This window comes from Sulfurimonas sp. ST-25 (assembly GCF_048079205.1).
GTDB classification, from domain to species: Bacteria; Campylobacterota; Campylobacteria; order Campylobacterales; family Sulfurimonadaceae; genus Thiomicrolovo; species Thiomicrolovo sulfuroxydans.
Genome location: NZ_CP182225.1, coordinates 306,023 through 318,542, shown reverse-complemented (window position 1 = coordinate 318,542; position 12,520 = coordinate 306,023). Strand labels below are relative to the sequence as shown.

The window sequence follows — 12,520 nt, the reverse complement described above, 5'->3', positions numbered from 1 at the left end:
CCGATCTCCCATTGTAGCATGCATCCGCGTCTACATGGTACAATCCTTCTATGGAATACGCCGTTCTCAAATCGATGGTCATCGCGCTGCTGCTGGGGTTCATGATCGGCATGCAGCGCACCATGAGCCGCATGCCCCAAAGCGGCCAGAGCTTCGCGGGCAGCCGGACCTTTGCCCTGCTGGCCCTTATCGGCTACCTCGCCAGCTGGCTCGGCGAGACGGTCCCGGGCTTCGTCTTCGCCGCGACGGCGGTCGTCGGCCTCCTCGTCGGGCTCTCCTATTACCTCAAGGTCACCCGCTTTCACAAGACGGGGATGACGACCCAGGTCGCCGCCGTCGTCACCTTTCTCCTGGGCCTGATGGTCTATGCCTCCCTCGAGCCCTACGCCATCTTCATCGCCGTACTGATGGTCGTGCTCCTCGAGATCAAACCCCGTCTGCGGGAGTTCGAAGCGCACCTCTCCTCCACCGACATCAACGCCGCCGTCCTGCTGCTGGCGATGAGCTTCATCGTGCTGCCGGTGCTGCCCAACGAGATGATCGGCCCTTATGAACTTTTCAACCCCTACAAGACCTGGCTGATGGCCGTCATCATCGCCGCCATCTCCTTTGTGGGGTACGCCGCGGTCAAGCTCTTCGGACACAAGCGCGGGCTCTTCATCACCGGGGCCGCCGGCGGGCTCGTCTCTTCCACGGGCGTGGCCGTATCGCTCTCCAAGATGTTCGCAAATCAGTTCAGCCTGCTCAACAACTACGCCGCCGGCGTGGCCGTCGCCTGTACCTTCATGTACCTGCGCGTCCTCTTCGAAGCGGCCGTCATCTATCCCGCCCTCGCCAAGCTCCTCGCCCCTGCCTTCCTCGCCGCGACGGCCGTGGGCCTGCTCTTCACCTATTACCTCTATACCCGTTCGCAGAGTGCCGATATCCATCTCGAGAACGAAGCGATCACGAAAAACCCGCTGCAGCTGAGCGAAGCGATCAAATTCGGCCTGATCTTCGGCGTCATCTACGGGGCGATCGCCTTTACCGAGAACCGCTTCGGCAATGTCGGCGTCTACATCGTTTCACTGATCTCCGGTATTACCGATGTCGATGCCATCACCCTCTCGCTCTCGGAACTGAGCAAGGACGGCAAACTTGTCAAAAGCACCGCCATGAACGGCATCGTCATCGCTTCGGTGACAAATTCGCTCGTCAAACTCGGCATCGTCTTCTGGATAGGCGGTCTGAAGCTTGGATGGCGCACCGCACAGTTCTTCATCCTGACACTCGGTTCGATGGCCACGGTGCTCTCTCTGACCGAGCTCTTTCTTCTCTAATCCATAAGAATATTAAATAAAAATAATTATTCATTGTTATCATTAAGGGTAAATAGGTGATACTGTCTTCCTAAATACATTAATTTTGAGGAGAATTCATGAAAACCAGTGCACGCAACCAGATCAAGGCAACGGTGACCGAGATCATCGGGGGAACCGTCAACAGCGAAGTGGTGATGGACGTGGCAGGCACCCCGCTCAAGGCTATCATTACCAAAGAGGCGGTCTCCGAGATGGGACTGGCGGCCGGTTCGGAAGTCTACGCCATCATCAAAGCCTCCTTCGTCATGATCGCCAAAGAGAAACCCGGCAAGATCAGCACACGGAACGTCATCGAGACAACGGTCAGCGACATAATCGAAGGCCCGGTCAGCTGCGAACTCAAACTTGCCATGGGCAGCGCGGTCCTGACCGCGATCATCACCGAAGAAGCGGCCAAGGAACTTGACGTCGCCAAAGGAGACACCGTCTACGCGCTGATCAAAGCCAGCGCCATCATTCTCGCACAGTAACACTCTATTTGCAGCCTTCAACGGCTGCGAAGCCCCGTTGCTTATGCCCCGGAACGGCTATTGTCCCGTCTGCGCTTCCTGCTCTGCCGCTTCCAGATCGATAATTTTGGGCAGTGTCGTCAGGACACTGTCGGGGTTAAGGCTGATGGAGTCGATGCCGAGCTTCACGAGGAACTCCGCGACCTCCGGGTAGTCCGACGGGGCCTGCCCGCAGATGCCGCTGTGGCGCCCGTTGCGCTTCGCCCCCTCGACGGCCATCTCGATCATCTTCAGCACCCCCTCATCCCGCTCCTCGTAATCAAAGGCGACGATCTCGCTGTCGCGGTCGACGCCCAGGGTGAGTTGGGTGAGGTCGTTGCTGCCGATACTGAAGCCGTCGAAGACCTCGCTGAAGCCGTCGATGGAGATGACGTTGTTGGGGATCTCGCACATCACGTAGATCTGCAGCCCGTTCTCTCCCCGCACCAGCCCGTGCTTCGCCATCGTCTCAACGACCCGGCGCCCCTCTTCGACCCGGCGGCAGAAGGGGATCATCAGGATAACGTTCGTAAAGCCCATCTCGTCGCGGACCCGCTTCATCGCGGCACACTCCAGCGCGAACCCCTCCTCGTAGGCGGGATGGCTGTAGCGCGCCGCGCCCCGGAAGCCGATCATCGGGTTCGCCTCGTCCAGCGGTTCGAAGAACTGCCCGCCCGCGAGGGTGGCGTACTCGTTCGTTTTGAAGTCGCTCATGCGAACGACGCAGGGGTCGGGGTAGACCGCCGACGCGATCGTCGCCACCCCCTCGGAGAGGCGCTTGATAAAGAAATCCTCCGGTCCCTCGTAGGCGGCGCTGAGCGCCTCGATCTGCACCCTTGTGGCCAGATCCGTCTTTTCGGGGTGGACCAGCGCCATCGGGTGGACCTTGATCGACTCGTTGATGATGAACTCCATCCGCGCCAGCCCGATCCCGTCGACGGGAAGATGCGCCAGCGAAAAGGCGAGATCGGGGTTGCCGAGGTTCATCATGATCTTCGTGCGCGTTTTGGGGAGATGGCTGAGATCGGTGCGTTCAATCTCAAAGGCCAGCATGCCGTCGTAGACCCGTCCCGTCTCCCCCTCGGCACAGCTGACCGTCACCTCCCGGCCGTCTTTGAGCAGTTCCGTCGCGTTTTCCGCACCGACGATGGCAGGGATGCCGAGCTCCCGGCTGACAATGGCCGCGTGACAGGTACGCCCGCCGCGGTTGGTCACGATGGCCGAAGCCATCTTCATCACCGGTTCCCAGTCCGGCGTCGTCGTATCGGCCAGCAGCACCTCCCCCTGCTTGAACTCGCCGAGCTGCGACGTATCGCGGATATGGTGCACCTTTCCGCTGCCGATCTTCGTACCGACGGCGCGTCCGGTCGCGAGCAGCTCCCCCTCCCCCGTCAGATGGTAGATCTCGAGGATCGACCCTTTCTTCTGCGACTCCACCGTCTCCGGGCGCGCCTGTACCATGTAGAGCCGGCCGTCGATGCCGTCCTTGGCCCACTCCATGTCCATCGGCTTGTCGTGGCCAACGTTTTCGGAGTAGTGCCGCTCGATCTTGATGGCGTAATCGGCCAGGACCATCACGTCTTCGTCGGTAATGCAGAAACGCGTCCGCTCGGCGGGCGGCGTCTCGACGTTTTTCGTATACTCGACGGCGATGCTGCCGCTGCTGAGCGCTTCGGAGAAGATCATCTCGAGCTCTTTTTTCCCCAGGCTCCGCTTCAAAACCGCCCGGTGCCCCCGGTCAAACGTCGGCTTGTGAACGTAGAAGCCGTCCGGATCGATGGTCCCCTGCACGACGTTCTCCCCCAGCCCGTAGGTGCCGGTAATGTAGACGACGTCGCGGAAGCCCGTCTCCGTATCGATGCTGAACATCACCCCGCTCGCACCGACGTCGCTGCGCACCATCTTCATCACGACGACGCAGAGCTTGACCTCGAAGTAGTCGAAACCGCTGTCAAACTTGTAGTGCAGGGAGCGGTCGGTAAAGTTCGAAGCAAGGCAGCGTTTGTAGGCGTCCAGGAGCGCCTCCGCAGAGGCGATATTGAGGTAGGTGTCGTTCTGCCCCGCGAAGGAGGCCTCCGGGGAGTCCTCCGCCGTCGCGGAGGAGCGGACCGCCAGGGAGACGTCCTCGCCGTATTCGCGCCTGAGCGCCGCGTACCCCTCCAGGATCTCCGCTTCGAGCGCGGGCGGGAGGGTGCATCCGTAGAGGATCTCCCGGCACGCCTTCCCCCGCGCCTGCAGCTGCGCGACGTCGTCGGGGTTGAGATCATCCAGCTGCGCATGGAGCTTCTCCAGGGCACCGTTCGCTTCGAGCACAGCGTCATAGGCCTCCGCCGTGACGGCAAAACCGTTGGGGACGAGCACCCCCGCCGCGCTGAGATGCTGGTACATCTCCCCCAGGGACGCGTTCTTGCCCCCGACCGAAGGGACATCCCCGATGCCGAGCGCTTCAAACCATTTGACATATGCCATCGCTTCCTCCTTAGTGCAGTGTTCCTCGCCTCTTCCCTGTGCTGCCGCGCTACAGGTAGATCACCTCGTTCTGCTCCACGATATGGGCCTCTTTGTGCAGCTTCTCCGCAATGGCCGCCTTGAAGAGCGCCTCTTTGTCCGCTTCCCCGTGGATGAGAAAGATGTTTTTGACGCTGTTCATCCCCTTGATCCACTCCAGGATGCCGGATTGGTCGGCATGGGCGGAAAAACCGTTGATTGTATAGACACCGGCCTCGATCCGGATATCTTCGCGGTAGATCTTGACCCACTTTGCCCCGTCAACGATGCGGCGCCCCAACGTGCCGGCGGCCTGGTAGCCGACGAAGATCAGCGCATTCTTGCGGTTCCAGAGGCGGTGTTTGAAGTGGTGCAGGATACGGCCGCCGGTGCACATCCCGCTGCCGGCGATGATGATGGCGCGGCTGTCGATCTGGTTGATCGCCTTGGACTCCCCAACGTCGAGGGTGTAGGTGAGCAGTTCGAAATCAAAGACGCTCCCGTCCCGCGCCTTCACCTCCCGGCACTTGGCGCTGAGCAGGTCGCTGTAGCGGTCGTAGACCTCCGTGGCCCTGATGGCCATCGGCGAATCGACGAAGACCTTGCAGTGCGGCAGTTCGCCGCTTTCGTGCATCTGCTTCAGCAGAAAAAGGATCTCCTGGGTCCGCTCGACGGCGAAGGAGGGGATGAGCACGTTACCCCAGTTTAGCAGGGTATCGGTCACGACCTTTTTGAACTCTTCCGTGCTCTGCAGGGCATTTTGGTGGTCACGGTCGCCGTAGGTCGATTCGGTATAGAGGTAGTCCGCATGGGGGCAGGGCGCGAGGTTGGGCAGTACCATGTCGTTGTCGTTGCCGATGTCACCGGAAAAGACGATCGTCCGCGTCACCCCCGCCTCTTCGTAGGCGATTTCGATAAACGCGGAACCGAGGATGTGCCCCGCGTCCCTGTAGGTCACCTCCACCCCCTTGCAAAGGGTAAAAGGCTCGCCGTACTCGGGCAGGATGCGGGTGAGGGCCAGGGCGTCCCTGACGTCGTCCTCGCCGTAAAGCGGCGGGCTTACCTCCCCCTCGGTCCCGCGGCGCAGCGCCTTTTTAAAACGGGTTTCATGGTCTTCTTGCATGATCTTGGCGCTGTCGAGGAGAATGACTTCGGCCAGGTCGAAGGTCGCCCGTGTCGCGACGATCGTCTTCGTAAACCCCTCTTTGACGAGTTTCGGCATCCGCCCGCAGTGATCGAGATGCGCATGCGTCAGCAGCAAAAAATCGACCTGCGCCGGATCGAAGCCGAACGCTTCCGCGTTGCGCTCCTCCTCCCGGCCCTGGAACATGCCGCAGTCGATCAGGATCTGTTTGCCGTTTTCGAGTTCAAGCAGGTGGCATGAACCCGTGACAACCTCCGCCGCCCCGTAGGAAATTACCGTCGCCATCTCCCCTCCTTTTGCTTCACTGCCACTATCATAGCACTAAACCGCCGGGACGATCAAACGGGCCTGAACCAAATAATCATTTTTATGTGTTGACCTGCACTTAAGAATTGTCGTCCTATGATGGAACTATTACAATTTTTTAGAGGAGACTGTCATGGCGATTCGCGGTATTTCAATTCTCAAAGGCATCGAAGCGGAAACGGTGGCCACACTGCTCAACAAAGCGTACTGCGACGAATGGCTGGCCTACTACCAGTACTTCATCGAGTCCAAGGTCGTCAAGGGGATCATGAAAGACGCCGCGATTGCCGAGCTTAATCAGCACGCGGCGGACGAACTGCGCCATGCGACGATGGTGGCGGACCGCATCATCCAGCTCGGCGGGACCCCGGCGCTGAGCCCCAGCGACTGGATGGTTCACGGTAACTGCGGGTACGAGGCGCCGGAGAACCCCGACGTCATGGCGGTGCTGGAGCAGGCGATCAAAGGGGAGCAGTGCGCCATCAGCGTCTATTCGGATCTCGTCGATCTCACCCGGGAAAAAGACATCGTCACCTATGACATCGTCTCCCAGATCCTCGCCGACGAGGTTGAACACGAAGAGGATCTGCAGGCCCTCTACGACGACATCCAAGAGTTCGTCGAGCAGATCAGGACGGCGCTAAAGTAGGACCACCGCCCAGATCATCACCGTCATCGCGACGCTGATCAGACAGGCGGCGGCCGCACTGTCCTTGGCCGCCTTGGCCAGGCGGTGGTAATCGCGCGTGCTCAGATCCACCCCCCGCTCGACGGCGCTGTTGAAGAGCTCAGCGACGATGGGGAGGAAGAGCGAGAACTGCAGCCAGAGCCGTTCGCATTTGGCAATGTCGATGCTCCAGGCGACGACGCTGAGCACGACAAAGAGCGCGACCTCGATCTTGAAGACCGTCTCATGCCGGAAGACATGCATAAACCCCTCGACGGCGTAGCCGAAGTTCCTGCGGAGCGAATATTTCGGTTTGTTCATCCTCGAAGCCCCTTTTTTAACCCATATAATACACTAACGCCGAGGGTTCCCCCCAGCGCGACGTCCAGCGCCGTCTGCATGCCGAAATGCTCCCAGAGCCACCCGCCGAAGGCCGCCCCAGCCGCGGCGAAGAGCGCGACCGCCGCATAGAAGATGCCGTAGACCGAACCGCGGTTCTCCGCCTGCTGCGCGATCATGGCCCGGTTCGCATTGAGCGTGGCGACCGTAAAAAGGCCCAGGAAAGCGAAGGCCGCCCAGGTCGCCAACGGTGTCTGCAGCCACAGCAGCGCCTGAGCGACGATGCCGCAGCCGTAGCCGAAGGCGTTCACGGTCCCGCTGCCGAAGCGGTCCGACCCCAGACCGAAAAGATAGCTTGTCAACGTCTGCACCCCCGTCGATACGGCAAAGAGCAGCGGGATCAGAGCCGTGGCGATCCCGACCGTTTTGGCCTGTACCGTGAAGAAGGCTTCGCTGAATATGAAAAAGAGGAACAGAAAATAGAAGAGCAGCTGCAGCACGGTTTTTTTGTCCGCGCCGCTCAGCCGGAAACGCTCGGCGCACTGAACCCGTTTGGGGATATCCCGCACGAAAAAGATGACGATCACCAGGCCGATGAGGCCGGGGATCAGCGTGGCGAAGAAGAGGGTGCGGATCACCCCTTCGCTGTCGCCGAAATACCACAGCAGCCCAAAGAGCAGCAGGGTGCCGCTGAACTCCCCCGCGATATCCATCGTTTTGTGAAACCCGAAGGTCTTGCCGTGGGCGTTCTGCCGGGCGTAGGAGGCGATCATCAGGTCTTTCGGCGCCGAACGCACCCCCTTGCCCACCCGTTCCAGTGCGCGCAGCGCCGCAATGCTCCCCCAGCCGTGGCTGAACCCCAGCAGCGGTTTCGAGAGGGCCGAAAAAAGGTAGCCGCCCACTACCAGCGGTTTGACGACGCCGTAGTAATCCGCGATATAGCCCGAAACCATCCGGAGCGCATAGGAGACGAAGGTCGCCACGGCGACAATGACGCCCAGCTTGTCCATCCCTTCATGCAGGACGGTAATGACAAAAATAGGAAGAATGGGATTGACCATCGCGGAGGCCAGGTCAGTGAAATAGCTCACCCATCCGAGGCGCACGACGTTTTGATCGATAGAGTGCATTCAGGCATTATAGCGCAGCCCGATGCGCGAAGAAAGGCTTATTTTTTGCCGAAGAGTTTTCCGAAGAAGCCGAACATGCCGCTCAGTTTTTTATGGAAGATGTCGTCGATATAGGCGGAGTAGTCGTGGAATCCGTCGTTGTGGAGTTTCAGCTCAAGGAACATCTCCGCGTCTCTCTGCGTCTTCGTCTGCTCAAGGTCGAGGAGTTTCGCGTAGAGGGTTTCGACCTCATCAAGCACTTTCTTGGGGACCGGCCAGCGGTGGGAGCGGTAACCGCGGATCTGCTTGTGCTCGTTGAAAAGCGGTTTGTACTCCGAGTAGACCCAGTAATATTTACCGTCTTTACGGCGGTTCTTGACGATAGCCTTGTACTCCTTGCCCGCTTTAAGGGCGTCCCAGAGCAGTTTGAAGACGGTTTTGGGCATATCCGGGTGGCGGACGATGTTGTGCGGTTTGCCCATCAGCTCCTCTTCGGGATAGCCGGAGAGTTCCACGAAATATTCATTGGCATAAACGATCTTGCCCATGACATCCGTTTCCGAAAGGATCTCTCTTTTTGAATCGACAGGTACTTCTATATCCAGGGGCTTGAGCTGAAACTTCTCCGACATCGGGGACTCCTTAAATTATGTATATTTGTCGGATAGTAACAGAAGCAAAGTTAATATTTTACAAAAAGTAATAGTTAATATTATATATATAAAGTAACGGTTATTGTTTTTTCACATTAATGTGACAAATAAGAAACCCGGATACACCTCCTCCTCTACTCCCCCCTGCTCGTTTATGCTGAAGCGGCAGAGACTTTCGCCGATCGGAATGACGAGGGTTCCCCCGGGTTTGAGTTGCTTCAGAAGCGTTTCGGGGAGTTCCCGCGCCGCGGCGGAGACGAGGATCCTGTCATACTGCTCCCCCGGCATGCCCAGGGCCTCGCCGGCCTCCTCGATCCGGACATGCCCGAACCCGAATGGCGCAATGTTGCGTTGACCGACCGCCACCAGGGTTTTACGGTACTCCAGCCCGGTCACCTCCCCCTGCGGACCGACAATATGCCCCAGCAGCGCCGTCGTCCAGCCCGAACCCGAGCCGATATCGAGGACCCGCTCACCCGGTTCGGCGCCGAGCAGTTCCAGCATAATCGCCACCGTCGTCGGCTGGGAGATCGTCTGTCCCTCCCCGATGGGAAGCGGGTAATCGCCGTAGCGCTCCTCCCCGTAATATTCCGGCACAAAGGCGCCGCGGTCGACGGCGCGAAACGCCTCGATGATCCGCGGCGTGCGTAGCGCCCCGTAGTCGATCATCCCCGCGATCAGCCTCTCTGTCGCTTCGCGGTCACGCATCATCGCCGCTTCCTACGGTCAAAAACGCATCCGGCAGCAGCGAGGTCGCCAGCATGACACTGTTGATGCCCGCGTGCCCCTGCCACGTCCCGACGGCCTGGTGCGCCTCCCGCAGCCAGAAAAGCTCCAGCACCTCGGCGATCGGCACAAAGGCCTGTAGCCCTTCAAGCTGTTCGGCCAGGATCGCGTTATGCAGGACGGCGCCGTTGAGCGCCTGCATCAAGGAGACCCCGTGCAGCCCGATGCCCAATCCCAGTTCGCGGAAAGGGAGCCTCGCGTCGGCGGGATGACGCAGGGCGTTACTCTGCGCGTAGCGCGACGTTCCCTCCCGCGCCGCTTCAAGCAGGGAGCGCAGCAGACCGCGCAACGGCAGGTCGTGCCCCGCCATCAGCTGAGTCACCCGCGCCGCATCGAACAGCATGCCGCCCAGCCCCAGAGGGTCCTCCGTGGCGAGCGGCATCGCTTCGGCCATCGTCCCGGCGGCTTCGAGCTCCCCGCCCAGACCCGCATCGTCGCCCAGCGCCCTCGCCGTCATGGAGAGCTGCAGATAGGTCACATACGCCTCCAGGGCATCATGCTGCCCCATCGATGCGACCAGCGGCCGGCGCAGGTCGATACTCATTTTCCAGTACATCCGTTTTGAGCCGTCCGGCAACGCGTAGGTAAAGGCCCGGTGCGCGCTTTTGGCCAGTTCGACGGCCCAGCGGCTGTAGCGCACCTCCCCGCTCACCGACGCCATGCGGTCGAGAGCATGCATCCACTTGGTGAGGTAATGGAAATATTGGCCGTCGCGGTCCCACTCTGAGGCTTCATCATACGCTGCATCGGCACCGCGCTCCGGCTGCGGCTTGCCGATGCGCAGTCCCGCTACCGTCGGGTAGCTGGCCGCATCAGCCGCTGCCAAGCCGCTCAAAGGCCCTTCGCGCGCGTCGTCGCCGCGGAATGCCCCCAGTTCGCGGTGGACCGTATCGATCAAAATCCGGGCCTTTTCAAGATACCTCTTCTCCCCGGTGCGTTTGTACAGTGAAAGGAAGTTGCAGACGGCGAAGGCATCCGTCCAGAGATAACGCCCCTTCCCCGTTCCAATCGGGTTTTGCGCATCATAGGCCTCCATCAGGGCCGCGGCCTTTTCGATGCGCTCGCTGTGTTCCAGGATCATTGCCGCCTCACTCCCCCATCACGGGGCCGCCGACCTCATCGTCGCCGTAGAAGCTGTGCGTCCCGTCGCAGAAGGGAAGATTCTTGGAGGATTTGCAGCGGCACAGCAGGTAGGCCTTGCTCTTCTCTACCGTGAACTTCAGGGGCATGCAGCCGCTCCCCTTGTGGCTGCCGTCGCAGAAGACCCCCTCTTTGGCGCGGCCGCACATGCAGTACATATAGGACTTCCCCGCCTCCAGGTCGACCCCCTTCGGTTTATTGAAAAAAACAACAGCATCCTTGCACATCTGGCACCCCCGTTTTGCAGTGGACGATCCCGCACACCGTTTTTTTCATAATAGCCCGATGCCACGGCGAAGTCAAGCCCGCCGGAAACGCCGGAAGTGTGGCTATAATTATTGCATGACACCCTTTCTTCTGCCGCCGAAGGTGCGCTGCAGCGACGGCGAGATGCGTCGCGTCGGATTTGAACTGGAGTACTCCGGCCCGGAGCTGGAAGCATGTGCCAGGATCGTCGCGGAGATCACCGGGGGCGAGATCACCGAAATCAACCCCTGGCACTACACCATCGGCCCGACGCCCTGGGGAGACTTCTCCCTGACGCTCGATTTCCAGTTCCTCATCCGCTCAGGCCTCCAGGAGTGGCTGCACAATGCCGGGTTCGACGAAGCGATGGAGCAGGACGAAATCGACGCCATCGAATACTTTATCGGCTCCTTTTCCGCGTCGCTTGTCCCCTTTGAGCTGACGACGCCGCCGCTGCCGATGAACGCCCTTGACCTGGTCGAGACCCTTAAAGATGCCCTGCGCGATGCGGGGGCGCTCGGCACGACGGCCAACCCCCTCTATGTCTTCGGCTTCCACATTAATCCCGAGGCCCCCGACTTGAGTGCGGCGACCCTGCTGGCCTATCTCCGCGCCTACCTCGTGCTCTATGACCTGCTGGCCGAGGAGATCCGTCCCGTCTTCACCCGGCGCCTCTCTTTCTATATCGACCCCTTCCCCTCCGATTACATCCGCAAGGTTTTGCACCCCGCCTACCGTCCGACGATGGAGAGCTTTACCGACGATTACCTGGAAGCCAACCCGACACGCAACCGGGCCCTCGACCTGCTGCCGCTGCTGGCCTGGAACGACCTGGGGCGTGTCCGCCGGGCCCTGCCCAAAGAGAAGATCTCCCCCCGCCCCGCCTTTCACTTCCGTCTCCCCAACTCCCGTGTCGACGAAGCGGGTTGGCACACCGCCGACGCCTGGAACAGCTGGCTCCATGTGGAACGCCTGGCGGAAGATACGGAGACGCTGCTGTCGCTCGCCTATGCGCGCTACCGCATGATGAACTCATTCTTCTACCGTTTCCGCAAAAAACAGTGGATAAAAAGGATACGCCAATGGGCAGAAAAGTTCGAATAGCCGTCACGGGAGGCAAACGCGGCAGCCGGCTCGCCTGGTACTTCTCCCGCTTCCTGCTGGGGGGCCACGGGGCGGGAGGAAGTTTCCTGCATCCCGAAACCGTTTACCGTGATGCCCCCTTCGACGCCCTGCTGATCACCGGCGGCAGCGATATCGATCCCCAGACCTACGGTGCCCGGGCGCACCCGGCCATCGAACATACCGATCCCGCGCGTGATGCCATGGAACTCTACCTCCTCGAGGCGGCAATCCGCCGGGGGGTGCCCGTCATGGGCATCTGCCGCGGCATGCAGCTGCTCAATCTCCATTTCGGCGGGACGCTGCATCCGCATATTCACGACTTCGACCTCGACGTCGCTCACCCCCATACGCCCCTGCCGCTCAAAACGGTGACGCTGGAACACGGGACAAACCTGCACGACATTGTCGGGCAGACCACCCTGCGCGTCAATGCACTGCACCATCAGGCCGTCGACCGGCCCGGCGAGAAGATGCGCATTGCCGCCCGGGACGGCAACAAAATCGTCCAGGCGATCGAACACACGGAGCTGCCCTTCCTGCTGGGAGTGCAGTGGCATCCGGAGTTCATGCCCTACAGCTGGCACAGCCGGAAGATCTTCGCGGCCTTTGTCCATGCGGCACGGACGATGCATACGTCGTGAAAAGATAAATTCGGGATAAGAAAACGGG

The 12,520-nt window shown here is 60.4% G+C and carries 13 protein-coding genes; 5 read left to right on the top strand and 8 right to left on the bottom strand.

What is annotated here, in order from left to right; genetic code table 11:
• Positions 1 to 50 precede the first annotated feature (50 nt).
• Together ACM66T_RS01605 and ACM66T_RS01600 are read left to right on the top strand one after the other, a co-directional pair.
• Positions 51 to 1,319: an MgtC/SapB family protein gene (locus ACM66T_RS01605; RefSeq protein WP_231019962.1), complete on the top strand. Its 1,269-nt coding sequence runs from the start codon at positions 51 to 53 to the stop codon at positions 1,317 to 1,319.
• Between the two features lie 98 nt (positions 1,320 to 1,417).
• Entirely contained in the window at positions 1,418 to 1,831 is a 414-nt protein-coding gene (locus ACM66T_RS01600; protein ID WP_231019960.1) for a TOBE domain-containing protein, read from the top strand.
• Positions 1,832 to 1,888: 57 nt separating this feature from the next.
• Here ACM66T_RS01600 and ppsA read toward each other — a convergent pair whose 3' ends face one another.
• Positions 1,889 to 4,318, bottom strand: coding sequence for a phosphoenolpyruvate synthase (ppsA, locus tag ACM66T_RS01595; protein WP_231019959.1), 2,430 nt, complete (start codon positions 4,316 to 4,318; stop codon positions 1,889 to 1,891).
• A gap of 49 nt (positions 4,319 to 4,367) precedes the next feature.
• Positions 4,368 to 5,765, bottom strand: a complete 1,398-nt coding sequence (locus ACM66T_RS01590) for an MBL fold metallo-hydrolase RNA specificity domain-containing protein (RefSeq protein ID WP_231019957.1) — start codon at positions 5,763 to 5,765, stop codon at positions 4,368 to 4,370.
• A gap of 154 nt (positions 5,766 to 5,919) precedes the next feature.
• Here ACM66T_RS01590 and ACM66T_RS01585 point away from each other — a divergent pair, with 154 nt between their 5' ends.
• Positions 5,920 to 6,435 carry a ferritin-like domain-containing protein gene (locus tag ACM66T_RS01585; protein WP_231019955.1) on the top strand — a complete coding sequence of 172 codons (516 nt, stop codon included), beginning with the start codon at positions 5,920 to 5,922 and terminating at the stop codon, positions 6,433 to 6,435.
• Here ACM66T_RS01585 and ACM66T_RS01580 read toward each other — a convergent pair.
• From ACM66T_RS01580 to ACM66T_RS01555, 6 genes are all read right to left on the bottom strand, one after another.
• On the bottom strand, positions 6,427 to 6,774 hold the full coding sequence (locus ACM66T_RS01580) for a diacylglycerol kinase (RefSeq protein WP_231019953.1): 348 nt from the start codon (positions 6,772 to 6,774) through the stop codon (positions 6,427 to 6,429). The genes ACM66T_RS01585 and ACM66T_RS01580 overlap by 9 nt on opposite strands.
• On the bottom strand, positions 6,771 to 7,922 hold the full coding sequence (locus tag ACM66T_RS01575) for an MFS transporter (RefSeq protein ID WP_231019951.1): 1,152 nt from the start codon (positions 7,920 to 7,922) through the stop codon (positions 6,771 to 6,773). The genes ACM66T_RS01580 and ACM66T_RS01575 overlap by 4 nt, the downstream gene beginning before the upstream one ends.
• 38 nt (positions 7,923 to 7,960) lie before the next feature.
• Positions 7,961 to 8,533 carry a PAS domain-containing protein gene (locus ACM66T_RS01570; RefSeq protein WP_231019950.1) on the bottom strand — a complete coding sequence of 191 codons (573 nt, stop codon included), beginning with the start codon at positions 8,531 to 8,533 and terminating at the stop codon, positions 7,961 to 7,963.
• 111 nt (positions 8,534 to 8,644) lie between these two features.
• A complete protein-coding gene (locus ACM66T_RS01565) occupies positions 8,645 to 9,265 on the bottom strand; it encodes a protein-L-isoaspartate O-methyltransferase family protein (RefSeq protein WP_231019949.1) in 621 nt (206 codons plus the stop codon).
• The gene (locus ACM66T_RS01560) at positions 9,255 to 10,421 is read right to left on the bottom strand and encodes a hypothetical protein (protein WP_231019947.1); all 1,167 of its coding nucleotides are present in this window, start codon (positions 10,419 to 10,421) and stop codon (positions 9,255 to 9,257) included. Before ACM66T_RS01560 ends, ACM66T_RS01565 begins: the two co-directional genes overlap by 11 nt.
• Before the next feature lie 7 nt (positions 10,422 to 10,428).
• Positions 10,429 to 10,707, bottom strand: coding sequence for a CDGSH iron-sulfur domain-containing protein (locus tag ACM66T_RS01555; protein WP_231019945.1), 279 nt, complete (start codon positions 10,705 to 10,707; stop codon positions 10,429 to 10,431).
• A gap of 115 nt (positions 10,708 to 10,822) precedes the next feature.
• On the opposite strand from ACM66T_RS01555, the gene ACM66T_RS01550 reads away from it, so the two are divergent.
• Positions 10,823 to 11,830 (top strand): amidoligase family protein, encoded by a 1,008-nt coding sequence (locus ACM66T_RS01550; RefSeq protein WP_231019943.1) that lies wholly within the window; start codon positions 10,823 to 10,825, stop codon positions 11,828 to 11,830.
• Positions 11,809 to 12,492: a gamma-glutamyl-gamma-aminobutyrate hydrolase family protein gene (locus ACM66T_RS01545; RefSeq protein ID WP_231019941.1), complete on the top strand. Its 684-nt coding sequence runs from the start codon at positions 11,809 to 11,811 to the stop codon at positions 12,490 to 12,492. The genes ACM66T_RS01550 and ACM66T_RS01545 overlap by 22 nt, the downstream gene beginning before the upstream one ends.
• Positions 12,493 to 12,520 lie beyond the last annotated feature (28 nt).

What these genes read in the sequence shown, in the direction of transcription:
- ACM66T_RS01605 (WP_231019962.1), top strand. Translation starts at nt 51, where the DNA reads ATGGAATACGCCGTTCTCAAATCGATGGTCATCGCGCTGCTGCTGGGG.
- ACM66T_RS01600 (WP_231019960.1), top strand. Translation starts at nt 1,418, where the DNA reads ATGAAAACCAGTGCACGCAACCAGATCAAGGCAACGGTGACCGAGATC.
- ppsA (WP_231019959.1), bottom strand. Translation starts at nt 4,318, where the DNA reads ATGGCATATGTCAAATGGTTTGAAGCGCTCGGCATCGGGGATGTCCCT.
- ACM66T_RS01590 (WP_231019957.1), bottom strand. Translation starts at nt 5,765, where the DNA reads ATGGCGACGGTAATTTCCTACGGGGCGGCGGAGGTTGTCACGGGTTCA.
- ACM66T_RS01585 (WP_231019955.1), top strand. Translation starts at nt 5,920, where the DNA reads ATGGCGATTCGCGGTATTTCAATTCTCAAAGGCATCGAAGCGGAAACG.
- ACM66T_RS01580 (WP_231019953.1), bottom strand. Translation starts at nt 6,774, where the DNA reads ATGAACAAACCGAAATATTCGCTCCGCAGGAACTTCGGCTACGCCGTC.
- ACM66T_RS01575 (WP_231019951.1), bottom strand. Translation starts at nt 7,922, where the DNA reads ATGCACTCTATCGATCAAAACGTCGTGCGCCTCGGATGGGTGAGCTAT.
- ACM66T_RS01570 (WP_231019950.1), bottom strand. Translation starts at nt 8,533, where the DNA reads ATGTCGGAGAAGTTTCAGCTCAAGCCCCTGGATATAGAAGTACCTGTC.
- ACM66T_RS01565 (WP_231019949.1), bottom strand. Translation starts at nt 9,265, where the DNA reads ATGATGCGTGACCGCGAAGCGACAGAGAGGCTGATCGCGGGGATGATC.
- ACM66T_RS01560 (WP_231019947.1), bottom strand. Translation starts at nt 10,421, where the DNA reads ATGATCCTGGAACACAGCGAGCGCATCGAAAAGGCCGCGGCCCTGATG.
- ACM66T_RS01555 (WP_231019945.1), bottom strand. Translation starts at nt 10,707, where the DNA reads ATGTGCAAGGATGCTGTTGTTTTTTTCAATAAACCGAAGGGGGTCGAC.
- ACM66T_RS01550 (WP_231019943.1), top strand. Translation starts at nt 10,823, where the DNA reads ATGACACCCTTTCTTCTGCCGCCGAAGGTGCGCTGCAGCGACGGCGAG.
- ACM66T_RS01545 (WP_231019941.1), top strand. Translation starts at nt 11,809, where the DNA reads ATGGGCAGAAAAGTTCGAATAGCCGTCACGGGAGGCAAACGCGGCAGC.